The sequence below is a fragment of the Lysinibacillus sp. NPDC098008 genome (genome assembly GCF_044760715.1).
Taxonomy (GTDB): domain Bacteria; phylum Bacillota; class Bacilli; order Bacillales_A; family Planococcaceae; genus Lysinibacillus.
This window is the reverse complement of record NZ_JBIWBA010000029.1, coordinates 14,812-35,979: the sequence shown is the minus strand read 5'-3', so window position 1 is coordinate 35,979 and position 21,168 is coordinate 14,812. Positions and strand designations below refer to the sequence as shown.

19 protein-coding genes are annotated in these 21,168 nt (G+C 32.4%); 16 read left to right on the top strand and 3 right to left on the bottom strand.

Features of this window, described 5'->3' with window-relative positions; genetic code table 11:
• Positions 1-80: 80 nt before the first annotated feature.
• The gene (locus ACIQVU_RS18185) at positions 81-248 is read right to left on the bottom strand and encodes a site-specific integrase (protein WP_402896637.1); all 168 of its coding nucleotides are present in this window, start codon (positions 246-248) and stop codon (positions 81-83) included.
• A gap of 158 nt (positions 249-406) precedes the next feature.
• On the opposite strand from ACIQVU_RS18185, the gene ACIQVU_RS18180 reads away from it, so the two are divergent.
• From ACIQVU_RS18180 to ACIQVU_RS18130, 11 genes are all read left to right on the top strand, one after another.
• Complete coding sequence (locus ACIQVU_RS18180) at positions 407-928, top strand: tetratricopeptide repeat protein (protein ID WP_402896636.1); 522 nt, start codon at positions 407-409, stop codon at positions 926-928.
• Entirely contained in the window at positions 921-2,471 is a 1,551-nt protein-coding gene (locus tag ACIQVU_RS18175; RefSeq protein WP_402896634.1) for an O-antigen ligase family protein, read from the top strand. Before ACIQVU_RS18180 ends, ACIQVU_RS18175 begins: the two co-directional genes overlap by 8 nt.
• The gene (locus ACIQVU_RS18170; RefSeq protein WP_402896632.1) at positions 2,455-3,375 is read left to right on the top strand and encodes a Wzz/FepE/Etk N-terminal domain-containing protein; all 921 of its coding nucleotides are present in this window, start codon (positions 2,455-2,457) and stop codon (positions 3,373-3,375) included. Before ACIQVU_RS18175 ends, ACIQVU_RS18170 begins: the two co-directional genes overlap by 17 nt.
• A 293-nt stretch (positions 3,376-3,668) precedes the next feature.
• Complete coding sequence (locus ACIQVU_RS18165; protein WP_402896630.1) at positions 3,669-4,985, top strand: oligosaccharide flippase family protein; 1,317 nt, start codon at positions 3,669-3,671, stop codon at positions 4,983-4,985.
• Positions 4,985-6,223, top strand: a complete 1,239-nt coding sequence (locus tag ACIQVU_RS18160) for an O-antigen ligase family protein (protein ID WP_402896628.1) — start codon at positions 4,985-4,987, stop codon at positions 6,221-6,223. The genes ACIQVU_RS18165 and ACIQVU_RS18160 overlap by 1 nt, the downstream gene beginning before the upstream one ends.
• Before the next feature lie 76 nt (positions 6,224-6,299).
• Positions 6,300-7,208, top strand: coding sequence for a glycosyltransferase family 2 protein (locus ACIQVU_RS18155; protein ID WP_402896626.1), 909 nt, complete (start codon positions 6,300-6,302; stop codon positions 7,206-7,208).
• A complete protein-coding gene (locus tag ACIQVU_RS18150) occupies positions 7,205-8,278 on the top strand; it encodes a glycosyltransferase (RefSeq protein WP_402896624.1) in 1,074 nt (357 codons plus the stop codon). Before ACIQVU_RS18155 ends, ACIQVU_RS18150 begins: the two co-directional genes overlap by 4 nt.
• A 5-nt stretch (positions 8,279-8,283) precedes the next feature.
• Positions 8,284-9,402, top strand: a complete 1,119-nt coding sequence (locus tag ACIQVU_RS18145; RefSeq protein ID WP_402896622.1) for a glycosyltransferase family 4 protein — start codon at positions 8,284-8,286, stop codon at positions 9,400-9,402.
• 766 nt (positions 9,403-10,168) lie between these two features.
• On the top strand, positions 10,169-11,170 hold the full coding sequence (galE, locus tag ACIQVU_RS18140) for a UDP-glucose 4-epimerase GalE (protein WP_402896620.1): 1,002 nt from the start codon (positions 10,169-10,171) through the stop codon (positions 11,168-11,170).
• A 34-nt stretch (positions 11,171-11,204) separates the two neighbouring features.
• Positions 11,205-12,539 (top strand): sugar transferase, encoded by a 1,335-nt coding sequence (locus ACIQVU_RS18135; RefSeq protein WP_402896619.1) that lies wholly within the window; start codon positions 11,205-11,207, stop codon positions 12,537-12,539.
• A gap of 419 nt (positions 12,540-12,958) precedes the next feature.
• Entirely contained in the window at positions 12,959-13,216 is a 258-nt protein-coding gene (locus tag ACIQVU_RS18130) for a hypothetical protein (protein ID WP_402896617.1), read from the top strand.
• A 23-nt stretch (positions 13,217-13,239) separates the two neighbouring features.
• Here ACIQVU_RS18130 and ACIQVU_RS18125 read toward each other — a convergent pair whose 3' ends face one another.
• Positions 13,240-13,596 carry a DUF4357 domain-containing protein gene (locus ACIQVU_RS18125; RefSeq protein ID WP_402896616.1) on the bottom strand — a complete coding sequence of 119 codons (357 nt, stop codon included), beginning with the start codon at positions 13,594-13,596 and terminating at the stop codon, positions 13,240-13,242.
• Between the two features lie 348 nt (positions 13,597-13,944).
• Positions 13,945-14,382 (bottom strand): VOC family protein, encoded by a 438-nt coding sequence (locus tag ACIQVU_RS18120; RefSeq protein WP_402896614.1) that lies wholly within the window; start codon positions 14,380-14,382, stop codon positions 13,945-13,947.
• 216 nt (positions 14,383-14,598) lie between these two features.
• On the opposite strand from ACIQVU_RS18120, the gene ACIQVU_RS18115 reads away from it, so the two are divergent.
• The 5 genes from ACIQVU_RS18115 to ACIQVU_RS18095 all read left to right on the top strand — a co-directional run bounded on the left by ACIQVU_RS18115 (position 14,599) and on the right by ACIQVU_RS18095 (position 21,073).
• Positions 14,599-15,102: a HipA domain-containing protein gene (locus ACIQVU_RS18115; RefSeq protein ID WP_402896612.1), complete on the top strand. Its 504-nt coding sequence runs from the start codon at positions 14,599-14,601 to the stop codon at positions 15,100-15,102.
• A gap of 49 nt (positions 15,103-15,151) precedes the next feature.
• Entirely contained in the window at positions 15,152-15,454 is a 303-nt protein-coding gene (locus ACIQVU_RS18110) for a HipA domain-containing protein (protein WP_402896610.1), read from the top strand.
• Entirely contained in the window at positions 15,451-16,206 is a 756-nt protein-coding gene (locus ACIQVU_RS18105) for an HIRAN domain-containing protein (protein ID WP_340804343.1), read from the top strand. Before ACIQVU_RS18110 ends, ACIQVU_RS18105 begins: the two co-directional genes overlap by 4 nt.
• A gap of 401 nt (positions 16,207-16,607) precedes the next feature.
• On the top strand, positions 16,608-18,512 hold the full coding sequence (locus ACIQVU_RS18100; RefSeq protein ID WP_340804344.1) for a copper amine oxidase N-terminal domain-containing protein: 1,905 nt from the start codon (positions 16,608-16,610) through the stop codon (positions 18,510-18,512).
• 59 nt (positions 18,513-18,571) lie between these two features.
• A complete protein-coding gene (locus ACIQVU_RS18095; protein ID WP_402896607.1) occupies positions 18,572-21,073 on the top strand; it encodes an S-layer homology domain-containing protein in 2,502 nt (833 codons plus the stop codon).
• Positions 21,074-21,168: the final 95 nt, after the last annotated feature.

Sequence of the window (21,168 nt, the reverse complement as noted above, 5' to 3'; positions counted from 1 at the left end):
GCATCATTTTTCTCCGTTTCATATCTATTAAGAATAGTATACAGGAAAACGAAGAAAAAGAGTGTAAGTCTAAAAGTTAATCACCTTATATATAGCATAATTGGTCCATTTATAGCTTCTGTTAAAAATTTGCCTAGCTGTGCTAAATCAATTTGATAGCCTCGAAGTGTCTGTTCACTATATTGTCTTAGTGATAAATGCTGTAGAAACTGTTGTAAAGCATTTTGATATAACGTTACTTTCTCCAAAATATCGCCTCCTTTGCTATACAAATACCCTTTTTAAAAAATCACAATCTGGTAGATAGATGGATTCCTTAATGGGGAAATAACTACAAGTGATAGCCATTTTATAGTATACTAACTTTATGTGCATAAAAACAGAATGCGAGGAAGGTAGACAAAAAATGATATTTACAGACTCTGCAAGGAAATATATATTGTCAGGCATGGTAGCATTTGTTGTAATTGGTCTAATTGTGGCAAACGTTCTGGCAAGTAAGCAAGATGATGAATTTTTAATGACGGAGACTTTATATAATCAAGCAATCCAAATGCAGTCATCAGGTGATTTAGAGGGCTCAGAGGCGATGATTGTTGAGGTGCTAAAGAAACAGCCAAAGTCTGAAATTGCTAATTATGTGGCTGCATTAACAATGGCGCAAAATGGTGATATGAAGCAGGCTGCTATTCAAATGCAAAAAACATTAGATTTGAATCCTTATAAGGTGGAAGATCCAACTTTTATGATTCAATTAGGTGAAATCTTCCTAGGTGCTGAGCGTTTCGAGGATGCTAAAACAGTCTTATTACACTGTCAAGAAGCTGGATGGGCACCAGAGGATATTCCGAATTATCAAGAGCATGTAGCATCGCTGCTAGCTCAAATTGAAAACTTACAATTAGAGGAAGGTACGAATAATGACTAAATTTTACGAAAAGGTTGCCTATCGTGATGAAGAAGAAGATATTCAATCACAAAAATCTGTCGATAAATGGATTTTTGGCTTACTACTTATTGTTATTGGATTTGTGCCATTAATCGTTATGGCGAGCGTAGTAGAGGTACAATCGCCACTAATCACCAATGTAAGTGCCTTAACGGGTGGAGCAAAGGGTGATCTCTTTACACACTATAAAGCATTACTAGTTGTGGTGATTACGGTAGTAGCAGCATTGCTATTTATGATGAAAATTTTATTTATGGACGGCAAAATCCGCAAAACAAAATTGAATTATGCAATAGGAGCATTTGCTGTAGCAATTGTGTTATCAACAATTTTTTCACCAAACATTTCTATTGCCTTACATGGCCAATACAATCGTTCTGACGGTGCTATTAGCTGGCTATGTTATTTAGCATTGTTCTTTATTGCAATGAATATCGACTATCCAAAAAAGGTATTAAACTATGTTTTATACGCTTTATATCCATTTGTAATTATCAACTTATATATTATTACAATGAATTTCTACGGCCATGACTTATTACAAAAACCAGCAGTACAAAAACTAGTGCAATCATTTTTACCTGCTGGTGCAAATATTAGTGAGGATTCTATCCTTGTCGGTACATTAAACCAATGGAACTACATGAGTGGTATGTTTGCCATTATGACTGTGATGTTTTTAGCAGCAGCTATTTTAGAGAAACATATTGGACGCGCTATAGGGCATTTAGTAATTGCTATTATGTCAATTGTGGTAATGCTAATGTCTATTTCAACAAGTGGTTTCCTAACAGTTTGTGTAATGATGCTTGTGGTGTTATTTGCGGCATTTCGATCAGAGAAAAAAGCACAAAGCTTTGCGATGATTGCAGTATTTTTAGTAGCGACTGCACCTGTATTTCATGTGTTGGCTTTAAAAGAAGATAAAGTATGGAGAGAGTCGTTTGGATTTTTTACAGATAGTAATCCATATGGTTGGAAACCGGAATCTAATACATCATTTTTAAGTGATACATTATTAGAAACCACCCTTGCAGCAGAACATTTTGAACTACCTACTTTACCGACCCCAGCAATGTCAGCAGGCTCTGGGCGTATATATATATGGGAGAAAACATTGTATCTTTTAAAAGAAAGATTTATATTAGGCTACGGTTTAGATACAATTATGTATAATTTTCCACATTATAATATACAAGCAAGATCAGGTCTTCAGGATGAAAATATAATTGTTGATAAACCTCATAATATGTATATTGGTATTCTATATGGAACTGGCCTGTTAGGTATAGTGAGTCTATTGTTCTTTATTTGTATTAATTTGTTCATGACATTGAAATTTGTAATGAGACATAACAATTTATTAGTTTGGGCATTTAATATTGCTTGGGGAGCATACTTAATACAAGCATTATTTAATGATAGTGTGTCAGGAGTATCGACAACAATGTGGATAATTGCTGGTATATTATCAGCCATAGTATTAAAAAATAAGGAGCAAATTTATGAAAGAGACAATTGAGTTAAGAGAGATTTTAGGGGTTTTTTGGAAAGGGAAAAAGGTGGTAGCTGTTTGTACAATTGTTTGTATGATATTAGCGTTTGTTATAAGTTGGTTTATACTAGATGAGAAATATAAATCAAAAGCAGTTGTACAAGTGGTAAGCGGTGTTCAAGATACAGGTATTATATCGAATTATGTGGCAGCTGAATTCACACCAACAATTTATGCTCAACGTATTCAAAATAAATCTATAATGAAACAAGTATTAAATGATACCGGTATCTCAACTAAATATAATGAAAAAGATCTAACGATAACAGTAGATGCTGATCCAACAAAAAATCTTATTGAGTTGGAATTTGTAGATAATTCAGCAATAGATGCACAGAAAAAGTTGCAAATTTTGATGGATGCAACAAAACAAAATATGAATGAATCAGTTCAAAAAACGTTACAAGATCTGGAAACAACATATAAAACAAAGTCAATTGCCCTAACAAAAGAAATTGAAACAATTATTGAGCAATATAATAAAACAATTCGTGATAATAATTTACCAGAATTATTAATATTACAAACTATTTTAAACTCAGAGATTACTTTAAATATTTCTGAAGAGCAAACAACGGCATTGGCGAATGTAACAGGAAATTTACAAAACCAGTTGTTACAAATGCAAGCCCAAATTCAATCGAAGTCAGAGGAATATCGTAAGGCACTTGCTGACTATCAGTCAATTAAAACAGGATTAGATAGCTTTAAAGCAGACCCTTTTGTACGTATAATCGTTAATCCAACTTTAGCTGAAGAGAAAACATCACCTAATATTGTACTGAATTTAGCTATTTCTTTGATATTAGGTATAATTTTAGGCTTAAGTATGGTGTTTTTCCGTTTTTATTGGATAAATAGTAAAGTATAATAACGTAAGGATTTTTCATTAGATAAATATTCTAAATCTTTAATTAGACATTGAAGCTTGTATCTGGCTACATTCATTTTAAATTATATTAGTATATGTTTGGATGGCAGGGTTAAGATATAGTTGTATCAATCTATGATTTAAAATAATGTTATTATCGTAGCCTAGATATAAGCTTTGATAGAAATCAAGTAAAATTCAAATAAGTCCATTCTAATTATAATTTTGTAAAATTATAAGACTGTAAGAAATAATTATCGTCTTGGGGATAAGGTGGTTTAGAAATCTAGTTTATGAAAAAAAACCTATTATATGTTACGTTTGTAAACTTAGTAAATGGATTTGCTGGGATAGCGTTTATTCCCCTGGCATTGAAATCGCTAGGAACAGAAGGCTATGGATTATATTCTATATTTGTTATCTTAGTATCCTATATTTATTTTGTAGAAATGGGTGTGGCAAAATATTTTACTCGAACTATTGCTCAAGCAAGTAATGTATCAGAAGAGCAAAAAATTATGCGCTCAGCTACAGGAATGTATATCAGAATAACTTTACTATTATTTATCATAACGCCAATATTATTTTTTATAATTCCCAAGTGGGTTTTCCCCACAAACAATCATGGATTAGTGAGTATAATTGTTATATTTGCCTCACTAGATTATTTATTATCGATACCTCCGACTATAAAGTTAACATACAATTTAGGAAAAGAAGAGTTTGAACATATTTCAAAATTCAATCTAATATCTGGATTGTCCAAACATTTATTTTTAATAGGTTCTGTTCTAATTTTTAAATCAGTTATATTACTTATAATTACAGTTTTATTAAGAAGAGTATTCGATATATTATATGCTAAAAAATTTTTAAAAAGTATGCCTAAGGGGAGTTGGCAACCTCAGTATGCTAAAGGTGAGTTTAAAAAGATTTTTTCTCAATCTATTGTATTATCAATGGCACAATTAACTCAAATAACGATTCTATCAATAGGTACATTTTTAATAAATAGGAATTTTACTATGAAAGAAGTGGGGATTTACAAAGCAACTTTTGATTTAGCATCCAAAGTATCTTTCTTTTCTAATAGCTTGGGAATGGTTGTTTTCCCCAGATTTTCTTCTGTATTAAAAAGAACAGAGGAAAAAATATCACTTTTAAATAAGATGCCTTTATATTATAAAATAAGTTGGCTAGTATACAGTATTTTATTCTTAATTTCTTTGGTTATTATTCCTATAATACCTAATATTTTAAACATTCAAGATATGGAATTGTTCTATTTGCTATTGTATGGTGCATGTTTAAATGCACATGCTAATTTAAGTTATGAATTTTTACAGGCAGATGCACGTTTAAAAGAAGTTATTATTCCTAGTATAATTACTTTATTAATGATGAGTGTTATTTTTTATTTAACTTTGGATTACTATTCTTTCTATGCTATTGGTATATCTTGGGTTTTGAGTCAGGTTTTTAATAGTATGTGTATGGATACAATGGTATTACGGAAAATTCGCAAATCAAGTAGCATTACTACTATTTGTTTTAATTTAATAATATCTATAGGTGTAATAATTTTATACTTATCATTAGGAGTATATTGATGAAAACTTTATTTATTATGGTTTTTATGGTTTTAGTTTTAGGTGCAGATTTAAAAGTAACTATATTTCCATATATCCATTGGGGAATATGGTGCATATTAATATTTCCAATGATTATAAAAGGAATTTTCAAAAAAGGTCTAGTATTGAGTCCTATGCTCAGCTTGGCGAGTCTTTTAATAATAATTGGTATGATTAGTAGCTTTTTTTGGGGTATAAATACAGATAATGCTATTCAAATTGTTAAATTATGTTTAATTTTATTAACATTATATTACTTTTTATATTATTCAGAAATAGGGTGGAAAGAAATTGATATTTCTATTAATGTAATTCTAATTTTGAACTTCATATTTCTAATTCTAGGTATTTTAGGATTTACAGGTATGGCAAGCTTAATGACAGCTGATGGGCGATGGGGGACATTTTTTGCATATCCAGGATCTTTAGTTAAAATTGGCGCTTGGGGTTTTTACTTTAATATTTTATCACTATTATTATTAGAGAAAAAAATCCAAAAAATCAACCGATTAATCCTGCTTATCATGAGCTTATTCATTATATATATGGATGGATCAAGAACAGGAATGTTAATAATATTTGCTACATTATTTATTATTTTACTGATTTATTTCTTGATTAACTATAGAAATAAATTTAAGGCATTCATTGTTCCTATCTATGTAATATCGATTTTTTTAAGTGGAATTATTATATTGCTGCCTGACTTATTAAAATCTAGAGTTGTTAAAAGTATTTTTAATCTATTTAATTCGACTTCAATTTCTAAAGGATTAGAGTTGGTTGATTCAGCTCGTTTTATGATGCTTAAATCTGCAATAAATAAAATATATGATAGTCCAATTATAGGAACAGGAGCTTTTACAACTATCGGTGTATATGAAGATGGCTCGAGTATGGTCGTTCACAATACATATTTGCAGTTTTGGGGCGATTTTGGAATATTTGGTATTCTAGGTTTGTTATTATTATATTTTGGTTGGCTAGCACTTTTACCTAAAGTTTTCTATAAACTACAGAAAAATAACAATATGCAGGAAAATATTTTAGTAAGTAGTTCTATCTTAATGTTACTTTACTTTGTTATTAATGGTTTATTTCATCCTTATAGCACTGAACTATCTGAATGGATTATTTTTATTATATCTTTAACATATTTTTATAATTACTATAGAGAAAATAAAAAAGAACAGTTATATTCTTTAATTGATGAATAATAGAGTATAGGAATGTAATAAATAAGTACCATTATAAATTAAGTAGAAATGCACTTAGAGAAAGGATAAAATATCTATGAATACACCACTAAGTATTGTCATTACTACATATAATAGAGAAAAAGAGTTACGTAGATGTATTAAGTCAATTATACAACAAAAATATGATCATTATGAAATTATAGTAGTAGATGATCATTCATCTACTTTATATCAAGATGCTATTAAGACAGATTTTCCAGACATACGTTATTTTTATCAAGAGGAGAATAGCGGTCCTGGAGGTGCAAGAAATAGAGGCATACAAGAAGCAAAATATAATTATGTAGTGATAATAGATGATGATGATATATTTGTAAATAATGCATTAAAGAAAATAAATAATTTTTTAGTCAATATAAAAGAAAATGATTTTCCTGTCTATAATTTCTTAGTATCGAATGTTAAAATTCAAGACAATCAATACTATTCAATAATTACTTTCAAAGAGTTTCTTGGGGGAAAAATTAACGGGGATTTAACACCGGTAATTAATAAAAAATTATTTTACAAAGAAGCTAATTATCGTTATCCGGAATCTAAAATAGGGGCTGAGTCGTTGCTATGGTATCAAATAGCCATTGACTATGGTTTTCCAATAATTAATGATGTAGTAGTAAATTTAATGAGTGATGCTTCTCAACGTTTGACTGATGTCGATGCACAGATTAAAAATGCTACTCTTTTTGCTGATTATCAGAGAAAGCTTATTCATAATTTTGAAGAAGAAATAATCAAGGTTGGAAATTTAGGATATTTGATATCAAGATATAGAGGTGTAATAATATATTCCTTACTTGAAGGAGATAGAAAAAGTGCTTTTAAATATCTAATTAAATCTACTAAATATTCTAAAAAACAAATTTTATTCATGCCATTATTCATTTTACCTAAGTTTACTATAAAAAAATTACTACATAAGTATAGAGCGAGGAACAAATTGTGAGAATTTTACATGTTATAAATACATTAGGTAGTGGTGGGGCAGAAAAAATGCTTGTGGATATAGTTAGGGAAATGAAAGAGCAAAATGTAATTTGTGAAGTAGCTGTATTAACAAGATCTCAAAATTTTTTTGGATCTGAATTAGAAAAAATGGATATCCCTACATATTATAATTCAGGGGATAGTTTGTATTCTTTGAGTAATATTAACTTTTTAAAGAATATAATTAAGGCTGGTAACTATGATTGTATTCATACACATTTATTTCCGTCACAATTATTTGTACCAATAGCATTAACAATGATTAATCAAAACATACCTTTAATTACTACTGAACACAGTACCTATAATAGAAGAAGAAAAATTAAAGCTTTTCATATTTTAGATTTTTGGATGTATAAAAAATATGAAAAAATTATTGCGATTACTGTCGAAACTAAGGATACTCTAGTAAAGTATTTACCTAGTACAAAAAAGAAAGTAAGAATTATTGAAAATGGGATTGACATTTCAAAATATAAAAATGCGAAACCGATTGAAAGAAAAAAGATAATTGAACATATAAAAGAAAATGAGAAGATTATTTTAATGGTAGCTGCTATGCGTGAACAAAAAGATCATGAGACATTAATTCGTGCTAGTAAATTATTACCTGCAAATTATCATATAGTGTTTGTGGGAGATGGAGAACGGATGGAAGAAGTAAAGAAATATGCAATTCTTCATGGTAGAGAGTCTATAGTCTTTTTAGGTAGGCGCACTGATGTACCAGCTATCATGAAGGCTTCAGATGTTTTTGTGCTAGCATCAAAATGGGAAGGTTTTGGTTTAGTTGTTGTTGAAGCTGCTGCTACAGGATTACCAACAATTGCTTCAAATGTGGATGGTTTAAACGGAGTAACTGTGACAGTAGGTGGTCAGGTATTTGAGCCATATAATGAATATGATTTGGCAGAAAAAATTATTGAGGCTATTGAATGTGAAGTGAAAAAATATAATGTTGCTCCATTTACAATTCAAACAACTGTAAGAGCATATTTAAGGGTATATCAAGAAATTTTAAAGGATTGAAGTAAATGAAAATTTTATTTGTAGCTTCTGTATATCGGCATCTTACTGCATTCCATATACCATATATTAAATATTTTCAAGAAAATGGTTTCGAAGTATGGGCAGCTGGTATAGGTGAGGAAGATAAAGCTGTGTTAAACAGTTTAAATGTAAAGTGTGTGGATATTCCATTTTCAAGAAACCCATTCAAACTCCAAAATATCACAGCTTATCGCAAAATAAAAAAATTGGTTAATAAGGAAAATTTCAAAATTATTCATGTGCATACTCCAGTAGCATCTTTTTTAACAAGAATGGCTTTCAATAAAGGAAAAAACAAAAGTGGTAAAATGATATATACGGCGCATGGATTTCATTTTTTTAATGGTGCCCCAAAACGAAATTGGATAATTTATTATACAGCGGAAAAATTAATAGCTAAGTGGACAGATCAGTTAATTACAATTAATGAGGAAGATTTTAGAAATGCACATAAACTATTACCAACAAATAAAATTTCATACGTACATGGAGTGGGAGTAGAAACTATTTCTAACATCTTGACAGAAAAAGAGAAATTGTCGTTAAAAAAGACATTGAACTTACCTAAAGAGTCTTTAGTGATTTCCTATATAGCTGAATTAAATTATAATAAGAATCACAAATTCCTACTTAGAAATTGGAAAAAATTAAAACAAAAAATTCCACAATTAGAATTGTTAATAGTAGGTTATGGAGAGAATGAGAAAGAACTGAAAGAGTATGTTAATATAGAGCAACTTAAGGGGATTCATTTTTTAGGCTTTAGAAAAGATGTATCTGAATTACTACAAATTACTGATATTGTAGCATTGCTTTCTTATAGGGAAGGTTTACCGAAAAGTATTATGGAAGCGATGGTCATAGGTATTCCTTGTGTTGTTACAGATACACGAGGACTAAGGGACTTAATAAAATCTAATGTAAATGGTTTTATTGTAAAACATGAAGACGATATTGAACTTATGAAAGCTTTTGAAACTCTTGCTTACAGTGAACAAATGAGAGAGCAAATGGGTAAAACTTCTAAAAAAATAATAGAATCATATTTGCTAGAGAATGTTTTAGAGGAATATAAATTTATTTATAATCAATTATTAAAATAAAATATTTATTTTATAACTGTGAGGCAATAAAGAGAAAGTAGTGAAGGATAAATAGATTAATTAGGTATCAAAAATCTATAAACTTATTATTTTTATAGTAGGTTTAGTTTTTGTTTTGATCTATTACAATAATGCTAAGGGGATGTTAATACTATTGAATAACTTAATAATTAAAGGTTACTGTTGAGAAAAAGTGATTTCCTTTGGTGATTGTAACAGATCAAAATAAAGCTTTAATTGAAAATATTTTAGGAATATGAATAAAATTGAAATAGATTGAACAAAAAAATAGAAGATCCTATCAATATAAAATTATATGGAATTTAATAGGGAAGACTATTAGTCTAAGTCATTCCTAAAATTAAAAAGTAAGTGCATAATAGGGGGATTTTGCTTAATTGCAAATACTAATGACTAAGATTTTCCTCAAAACAAGAAGTAAAAGGATTTTATAAATTATCTTGTGGCCAGTGAGTTATTAGATATATTCTTGTATATACTTATTTGTGAATCTATTGATACTAGTTATCTGTGAGGAAAATTGGAAAGTGATAGTTCTTATTTGAAGGAAATACAAAATATTTTAAAAGATGAATGTGTTATATTTTTTTGACAAAAAATTTTAAAAAATAAATGCTGGGTAATAAAGGTAAATTTATATTATATTGATAGTAAAATGTAAATATATTGAATAGAATTTTTGGTTATAAAGTAATTTCTTATAATAATCTTTATAAGAATATATGATATTTAGGAAGGTGAAAATATGAATATATTAGTAACAGGTGGACTAGGATATATTGGTTCACATACTGTGGTATCTTTAATTGAAACTGGGCATAAAGTAATCATTGCAGATAATTTAAGCAATAGTAATAAAGAAGTACTGGATAAATTGAATAGTATAACAAATAGTAATATTTTATTTTACCAAATTGATGTGACAGATAGCGATAAGATTAACATTCTATTTGAGCAACATAAGTTAGATGGAGTTATCCACTTTGCTGGATATAAAGCTGTAGGAGAATCAACATTAAAGCCATTAAAATATTATTATAATAATCTTCTTAGTACAATTACTTTAGCAAAGGCTTGTAAGAAGTACAATGTCAAAAAATTTGTTTTTAGCTCATCAGCAACTGTATATGGAGATAATAACGTGCCATTCAAAGAAACAATGTCACTTTTACCAACGACAAATCCATATGGTGAGACGAAAGTAATGGGAGAGCGTATTTTGCAGGATTTAGTTAAAAGTGATCCTGAATTTGAAGTTACTTTATTACGTTATTTTAATCCTATTGGTGCTCATCCAAGTGGGTTACTAGGTGAGAAACCTAATGGGATTCCTAATAATTTAATGCCGTACATAACACAAGTAGCAAAGGGAAAACTAAAAGAGTTACATGTCTTTGGAAACGATTACCCAACAATTGATGGTACTGGAGTAAGAGATTATATTCATGTTATGGATTTAGCAGAAGGGCATGTTGCTGCACTTGAAAATATTAAACAAGGTGTACATATTTATAATTTAGGGACAGGTAATGGTACAAGTGTACTGCAATTAATTACAACATTTGAAAAAACAAATAATATAAAAGTCCCGTATAGGATTGTAGAGCGGCGTCAAGGAGATATTGCTTCTTGTTATGCAGATGTAACAAAAATAGAAACTGAGATTGGATGGTATGCTAAACGAACTTTAGAAGATATGTGTAAAGATGCATGGCATTTTGAAAAGTCTACAGTGACGTTAGTATAGTTTATAGGCTAGAACAATATGTGGAGGGTTTATTTTGGGTGATATAAGGAATACCCGTATTCGAAAGTTTACGATTATTTTTGTAGATTTATTTCTACTTTTTATAGCATATATTATTTCATTTAATATAAGGTTTGAAGATATTGATGAAGCAAACTGGAACGCATTTTTATCTTTATCCCCCTGGATTTTACTAATTGCTTTGTTTTTTATTATGATGTATGAGTTGTATTCTGTTGATCGGAAAAGTAAATGGGATATATTACGAAATGTCTTTGTAGCATCTACATTAATAATGCTTCTAACAATGGCATTATCTTATTTCTTTAGAGAATTTGCTTTACCAAGATCAATTATTTTAATAGCTTATATCATTGGAAATGGATTACTTGTTGTATGGAAATTTTCAATTTATTTTTTCATTTCTAATAAATCTAGTTTCGTACTTTTTGTTGGGAATAAGGAAGAACAGAAAAAAATTGCACATCAAATGGACATTCAATTCGGAAGAAGAGCATCTATTAGATATGCAAATATTGATGAGAAGTCGAAAAGTATCTTCGGAAAAATTAATGAAGTTGACTATGTAGTTTTAGGATCAAAGCTTTCTAGCGAACTGAAATCAAAAATTATTTATGAAGCAATTAAAAATGAAAAAATTGTTTATGTAGTACCAAACTTCTATGATTTATTATTATCACAATCGATTATTACTACTATTGATGATACGATGGTAATGGGGGTTAAACCATTTGGATTAACTTTATCACAAAGAATAGTAAAAAGAGTGTATGATATTTTAATTTCCTTAATAGCGTTAATTGTTCTTCTGCCATTCTTTATAATTATCATATTGATTATGAAAGTAAAAGAGCCACGAGGGAGCATATTTTATAAACAAGCTCGATTAGGTAAAAATAATAAAGAGTTTATGATTTATAAATTTAGGTCTATGGTTGAGGGCGCAGAAAAACTAACTGGTCCAGTGCTAGCAAATCAAAATGACCCTCGTATTACAGCGTTTGGTCACTTTATTAGAAAAACTCGTATTGATGAGTTACCCCAATTTTTAAATGTACTAAAGGGTGATATGTCGATAGTCGGTCCTCGTCCAGAGCGTGAATTTTTCATAAAGCAATTTGAAAAAGAACATAATTCTTACACTTATAGAAGTACTGTCCAACCGGGTATTACAGGTTATGCTCAAATTATGGGGAAATATACAACTAGCGTTGAGGATAAATTACGATTTGATTTATTTTATATAAGAAATTACTCATTTATTCTAGACCTAATTATTCAATTTAGAACAGTCATTGTTCTCTTAGATAAGACGAAATCAGAAGGTAAAAAAACAAAAAATAGTTAATGAACATAAAATTTATTTTGAGCTTGCAAAGAAAAAGAAGAATGAATAATATTTACCTCTTTATAAGAAAAACAGAAATATGGAAATCTTATAAAATAGTACTTTTATTTTTTGAATCTAAGATAGCAACACTTTTAAAACCAATGAATATCTGAATATTAGATAGGTTCAATTACAGCGATATTAATTTTATAACATATAGTATAGAGCATGTTCGTATTATTAGGACATGTTTTTTCTTTTGGAGATAACAAAATAAGAACATCAATGGTTTTTCTACCTGTTCTATGCCATAATAAGCTATTAAACTTGTCAGAAGAAACGAGGATTTTTATTTTGAGTAGGGGAATTCTGGAAAAATAACATTACTGAATTGTCCGTTAAATGAAGCGGATATATTAACATATAAAAATGCAGTTATGCAAATTCATCAGGACTTATCAAACCATTATGCAACAGGCTGGATAGATGCGCCGTTGCAAGATAACGATGAACTTCTAGCATCTATCAACTATGTAGCTAACGAAATTAAAGCTTGTGCGGATGTGCTTGTGGTGATTGGGGTTGGTGGTGTATATTGCAAAATAAAAGTGCAGACTAGTGTGAAGAATTTGTACAGAATCCTGCACTATTTTTTTCATAAAAAAGACTTGCCGACCACTATAAAAAATTCATAATAAATAAAATTTAAAACAACCCTTCATTCCTTTAAATTTTTTCCATCTTCAAATTTCCACTCTATATAACCATTAGGGTAAGGAGGACCATCTAAGCCTAATGAAAAAGCAACTGTGCCACTAGGTGTTCCATAAAGAGGTTTTTTGACGATATAGCTGCCATCTGCCTCTTCAATGCAGCCTAGTTTAACAAGCTCTTTAATATTTTTTATCATCCATAAATCTTCCTTTTGATTGCTTGATAATATAGAATCGGGTAAAATCATTATTCTTTTATAACGTATAGCATCCTTATCATAATATCCTTTTATTTTCCCATTATTTAAAAATACATTTGGTTCCTTCAATGGTTCGTCAGCTGGTTTTACTGTTAAGCGCATATTAGCACCTCCGATTATTTTACTTAGTTACTAAAGTCCATATCTTATTGAAGTCTCTGTCTAAATACCAGCTTTTTATGTTTTTGTCATCTTAGAAGCATTTTAATACCTATGATTGTTCTACTGGTCATCCGAATAGAGCATTCTCTGTTCGTTCATAATTATAAGAATATGTACTTCCTTATTTATAATTTACCAAAATAAGTGCAATTGCAAAATCAATTTTTATTTACTGGGCTTTTAGATAACTTTCAATAGATGATAGTTTCTGATGTTCGATTGATATACAAGGTAAATGCATCAAAAAAAAGCGAAAACTCCTTCTTGAGAGAGTTTTCGCTTTCTATCTTAATGGTGATTTCCTTCATCCGACAACATCTGCACACGTTCCTCGAAGCTAATGACTCTATGTAGCTCATGTAGCATCCAAAGGTAGCCGAATTCATCGCTGAACATTGCGTTAGATATACCGAAATCAGGCATTTCTGTGACAGCTTGAACTTCCTTACAGCCTGCCTTCATTGCTTTTTCATAGGTTTCAGCAATGTTTGGTACTAAAATATTAAACCAAATTGGCTTTGGGTCGTTAGGCTTTGGAGCGATCATTTGGTATTCAGGATTTTCGTCCAACAGATGGAATCGTACATCATATAGCTTAAAAATAGCTTCGTTTTTCCCAGGTGGCAAATCTGTTACTTCTACACGTTCAATATCAAAAATTTTCTCGTATAGTGCCAATGCCTTTAAACTATCTGTGACCACCATATCAATTTCAACGCCAACCATTTCTAACACTCCTCCTAAAAAATTATTTGCTGTTGTTAGCGTAACACATTTTTGCGTGATTATGCAGTGGAATGAAGATTTTATTGTTGTTCGTATACATGAACACGATCAGTAAGTTGCTGTGTTAAGTTTTTTCATAGATGCTAAATGACAAAAGTGTACATAGTCTATATACTTATAGATAACAACAATTTTTAGTTGAAGGAGCGATAATAAATGATTGATACTTCGCTCTGGAAACGAGATGAAAAAAGCCAAGCTTCAGGAACCCGAACAAAGTTTTGGCTACTCGAACCAGAAGCTGACCAACAAAATATTACAAAATACCTTTTTAAAGTGCCAACTCAAGGAACTGGTGGCCATTGGGCTGAATTTGTTGCAAGTAAAATTGGTGTTCAATTGGGATTTAACACTGCTGAAGTAGAGTTGGCTATGCACAAAGGTGTTATAGGTACAATTTCTAAAAACTTTCGAATGAAGACAGAGGAATTATATGAAGGCGGTGACTTATTCCTCGCACAGTTCGAGGATTTTCAACGCCATTCTTTAACTCACTATGAATTACCCTATATTATAGAGTTTCTTGGTGCATATGATTTAGAGAAAAGTTTTGTTGATATTCCAGTTTTTGATGCATTGATTGCTAATAATGATCGTCATTGTGATAATTGGGGGCTTTTAAGTAGTTCCGAAGGATATCGTTTAGCACCTATGTTATGATAATGGTTCCTCTCTAGGATTTAATGAAGTTACTGAAAAAAAGCAAAAGATGCTGACGGATGTTGCTATGCTTGCTGGTTTTTGTAATAGAGGTAGGCCAAGTATCGGGTTACCTAATAGAAAAAGACCTAAGCATTTTGAATTACTGTCGTTTCTTCATACATGTTTACCTACAGAATTGGAAATGGCCATAGCAAAGGTACGCAAATTGAATGAGGAAATGATAACTACAATTGTTCATAATATACCTGTTGACTTAATGAGTGGGTTAGATAAAGAATGGGTTATTCGTCTTTTAATGCATAGAAAAGAGTGGATAATTAATTGGTACGAAGGGAGTGAAAAAGTATGAGAAAGAGACCGTTTGAGCTATGGTTAATTTGGCAAAATAATGAAACTCGTCAACGCTATCACGTGGGTAGGCTATTTCATGAAGATGGTGTGTATATTTTTTCCTATGAAAAACATGGCTATAGAAGAAAGTTAGACGAAGCTATGGACAATGGCTATCGACCTCATTTGGCATTCCCAAATACGGATAAGGTTTATACCTCTCATACATTATTTGGACCGTTTGCGCGCCGATTACCAGATTTTCGGAGACCTGATTATACTTCAGTACTTCAGGAGTTAGGGCTTTCAGCAGAATGCAGTGAAATGGATGTCTTGCGAGCTACAGGCGGTATTTTGGCAACAGACTCTTATGAATTTGTTTCACCAATCATTGTCGAAAATAATGTCTTTGCTTTTGATTTCTTTATTGCAGGCTGGCGTTATTATGATGGCGAGCAGGTAATGAATCAACTACGAGCGGGAGATATCGTCGAACTTGTAGTAGATCCTGAAAATAAGCAGGATCATAAAGCTGTTATTGTAATGTCGATAAATGGAAATAAACTAGGTTTCATTCCTGCCTTTTATAGCGGCTGGATGCATGAAGTGATTGGAAAGAACTGTAGCTACCAAGCGAAAATTGAAGCTATTCATCCTCAGGCAGCCCCACATCGTAAAGTGAATATTTCAATTTTAGGTGAAGTAAATCAATCCGTTAATATTCAAAAAGTATTGAATGACAAGGACGAATTACGAGTAGTGATGTGTTAAATAGTCATAACTAAATCTTTATAATAATTTATACAAAAGCTGATTTGTACTTTTTTAGTACAAATCAGCTTTTTTCGTTGGATGAAAAATAAAGGTTACAAAGGAATATTAATCATTAAAGAATTTAAAAACATGTAACTTTTTAGGTTGATTATCAGTCTACTTTTAAGAGAATAGTCGGCTATACTAGTAAAACATTCACTCATATATAGAGCTTAATAAGTTTGGTAGAAAATGTTCATGCAATGCTAGAAAACTTTTTGTACTAACTAAAGCTTTTGAAGGAGAGAAGTTAGCACTCTAGTACCGAATTCTATTCTTTTCGGCAAAATCCCACATTTTAGGTTTTTTTCGTGTTAAGATGATAAAGACTATTTGAATGTGAAAAAAAGGAGATTAGAATGTTTAAGAAACTAAAGACTACATGTATTGTAACAGCAGTTGCTTTGGCTACAATTTTGCCAGGACAAGCGTCTGCATCAGCTTCTGGTAGCAAGGGGATTCAAATAAAAAATAATGTATCAATTACGGTGAATGGAGAAACGCTTAATGTCTATGATCCTATCTTAAACAAGTCAGATTTTTTACTATTACCAATGCGTGCATTATATGAAGCAGTTGGTGCGAGTGTATCTTGGGATAAGGAAACGTTGACAGCATCAGCTTATCGTAATGGTAAAACTGTTGATTTAACAATTGATTCAATGAAGGCTCTAGTGGATGGTCAAGAAATTGGTATGGATGTTGCACCGTTTATGTATAAAGACCGTACATATATGCCATTGCGTTTTGTGAGTGAAAACTTTGATGGTATTGTTAATTGGGACGAGGCTACTCAATCGGTAGATATTACATTATCAGATGATCAGCCAGTAGAACAGCCACAACGACCACAGGAAGACCCGTATATCTTACATATCAATAATAAACGTATTGTCATGAAAGATTCGATTGTTACAAAGGAAGGCAGAACTTACTTACCTGCAAGCTATATCCATGATTATTTAGATGGCTCCACTGGTACATGGCTGCCTGATGGTTCCTACGAATTACAGATTGGCGGCACGAGCTTTATTTTCACAGATAATAGCAATCAGGCATTGATTAACAATGAAGCTGTCACAATGGCAGAAAAGCCATTTATTCAAAAAGGAAAAATGTATGTGCCTGCTAAGTTTCTTGTGGATGCATTAGGTGGAAATTTACGCTATATCACAGAAAAAAAAGAAATGTATATTTATGTTTATAGCTATATGTACACAAGTCCGTTCCTTGAAAAATCATATGGCTCAACATCATTCCCAACAGCTGTTCCATCAGCACAAATAGAAGGGGATCGCGATTTACTAATTAGTGATAATCCTGAAACATTAAAGCGTAAGTTTGTACCATTAAACAATGCAACGCTTGCACAATATGAAGTAAAATCGACATCTACAACGAATAAGCACCGTATCTTTGGCTGGCATTATAATCAGCTTGGAACAGATGTAAAATTAGGCATCACTGTTCAAAATACATCGAGTGCAGATAGTATTCGCATCGAGGACTCAAGAGGTACTAGTCAAAAAACGGGCAATAGCTGGGTAGGGCATGATATTGGCTTAACAATTGCTGATGTAGTATTAAATGATAGATTAACTAAGTCAGAGAGCAGCGGTATCGTTATTGCACCAGGGGAAACAAAGGTTATTGAAACATATGATTTACATTTGGATTATATTATCGGCTTTATCCATGATTTAGATATTCAATCGGTAAACGGTGGCAAGCCAGAATATACAATTCGTACTGTACTAACAAAGGATAATAGCGATCTAGCAAGCATTAAAACAGAGCAGGTTGCGATTGATGAATATGCGAAGCATCCACGAGGTGTATGGCCAAGCGCTGCAATTAAGGCTGAGCTACCAGCTTATACAGTGGATTCGCCAGAGGTAGGCTACAATATTTCAAATGGTAGTACAGACCATTTACAAACAGCCGAAAACTCAAAGTCAACAGTAAATGGAGCAGTAGGGAATCCAGGCCACTTTGGTGTGAACTATAAGGTTGATATTCCTATTGACAATCCAACAGGCACTAACAAAACGATTAAATTAAAGCTAGCTGGTCGAGGCGGCTTATATAGTGGTGCTATTAAGGTAAACGGTGAAGTATATTTAGTGCCTTCTTTACGAGTAGGGGCTGAATATGTAGAGCTACCTGATATTAAGGTGAATGGCACAAAAGATAAGATTGAATTAGAAATCATGCATGCTGGTGGCGTTAATCTTCCAGTAGCAATCTATGTAGAAACAAAATAATAAAGCACTTGGCACGCGTCATAGCTATGATGTCGTGCCAAGCTTTGAATTAATATGGAGTGAAAAAATTGGCAAGAAAACTAGTAATGATTGTTGTCGTCATGTTTGTTTTGATGCTAGCAGTTAGCCCTATGAATGGACAGGCAGCCACTTTAGGTAATAAAGTCAGCGAAGTGAAAAAAGAAGTATCGCCACAGGTCACACATATACAGCAAAGCTATCAATCAGGTTCTACGCGTCAGTTTGTAAATGTTTTAGATGTAAACTTAAATAATACATATACAAAGCTAGAAATTGGTATGCCGAATCCTATTAATTCCTTAAAAACAACAACAGCAATGGCTAAGCAGAATACAACTGATGGTCATCGTGTTGTTGGTGCTGTGAATGCTTCTTATTTTTTAGGCAATGGTATGCCTGCAAATCTATTAGCAGAAAACAATGAAATTATTAACTATGGTATTTTAGGAGATTCCTACGATAGCCCAACACAAAAGCCAGTTGCTTTTGGTCTATCTAAATCTGGAAAAGCAATAGCAGACTATTATTCTACACAATTATCTTTCCAAGTGAACGGTAAAAACTATCCTATTGATTTAATTAATAGTGAAAGAGGCACAAATAAAACAGTTTTATATACACCTGAAAAAAGAGCAACAGGTACAAATAATTGGGGTATTGAAATTGTTGTAACAGGTGCAAGTCAAGATACAAGCTCGCTGCATTTCGGGGACCGTTTCTCAGGTATGGTTTCCCATATTACAGCCTATGGTGCTGAAGGAAATTCCACTGTACCAGCAGATGGCTTTGTTATTTCTGTGCAAAATAAGGAGCTAGCAGCAGAGCTAATAAGCAGTATATCAGCAGGTACAACTATTGATGTAAGCCTAACGATTGATCAAAAATGGATGGATGCGCAATTTATATTAGCAGCAGGCCCAATGCTTGTACGAAATGGCAAGGTGGATATTTCAATGCCAACGAATTCAGGCTTTGCTTCAACACGCAGTCCGCGTACAGCAGTAGCGATTGATGCTACAGGTACAAAGGTATCCCTTGTTACAGTGGACGGTCGATTAAGTGGTCATAGTAATGGTGTAAACTTATCTGATCTAGCATCTCATTTAATTTCAATGGGGGCATCCTCAGCATTGAACTTAGATGGTGGTGGCTCAACAGCAATGGTTGTACGTAATCCAGGCGGCTATTTTGCAAATCTTGTTAATAAACCATCAGAGGGCAGTGAACGCCGAGTATCTGCTATTTTACAGGTTGTGAATACAGCACCGCCAGGACAAGCTAAATCGATTACATTAAGCAGCGTGAATCAGGTGATGAAAGGTTCATCTGTAAATATGCAGGTAGCAAGTGCTTATGATCAATACTTGAATCCAATGACAATTAATCCGGCAAATATGACATGGACAGTTGAGGGCAATATTGGACAGATGAACGGTGCAACCTTTACAGCTACACAAAAAGGTGAAGGAAAAATTATTGGTGAATATCAAGGCATCCGCACATCTGTACCTGTGAAAGTTGTAGATTTAGCTGAAAAGCCTATTTTACTAGATAGCTTTGATAATGCTTCAGCTTGGACAGCAGAGATTGCAAAGGCAAAGGCATCTTTAGCCAGCTCCAAAGAATATGCTAGACAAGGCACTGCTAGTATGCAATTAAACTATGACTTTACCGTAGCAGGGGCAGGCACAAAAGCTGCCTATATGGTTGCCAAATCGCCAATCGCCATTTCAGGTCAGCCTAAAAATATCGGTGTTTGGGTATTCGGTGATGGTGGCAAGCATTGGCTACGAGGTGTTGTCATCGATGGCACAGGAACAAAGCAAACAATTGATTTCACAAGTCAGGGCGGCTTAGACTGGCATGGCTGGAAATATGTAACGGCTGATATTCCAAGTAATTTACCACTGCCATTGAAATTTGATCGCCTATATGTAGCACAGCCAGATGCTTCTTTACAAAAGAAAGGTCAGCTTTATTTTGACCAATTACAGGCTGTTTATAAGGATAATCATGAGGAATTAGTGTACACAGATGTGGCTAAGGGACATTGGGCATTTGCAGATGTTCAAAGCTTATATGATGAGGCATTAATTAAAGGTTATTCAAATGGTACATTTAAGCCAGAAGCATCTATTACACGTGCAGAGGCAGCAACGATTATTGCACGTGCGCTTAATTTGACAACAACAAAGAATTCAAGCTTTAAAGATGTAGGCAAGAGCCATTATGCATATAGTGCCATCGCAGCAGTTGAGCAGGCGGGCATTATTAAAGGGCAGGCAGCAGGGAAATTCAACCCGAATGGACAGCTATCACGTGCAGAAATGTCTGCAATTTTAGCAAGGGCCTACCAATTAACAGGCACAAGCCAAGTAAGCTTCAAAGATGTGAAGTCGACGCACTGGGCATACAGCAATATTCAAGCGCTTGTTGCAAATGATTTAACAAGCGGCTTCCCAGACAATACATTTAGACCAGACGCCCAAATTACCCGCGCCCAATTCGCAAGCTTCTTAAATAGATGCCTAACATTATAATAACACTAACCCCCTGTAGACGAACTACAGGGGTTTTTAGGTGAGTGATTAAGGAAGGTGAATACCCGCGCGAGTAGAGCAAATACCCGCGAATT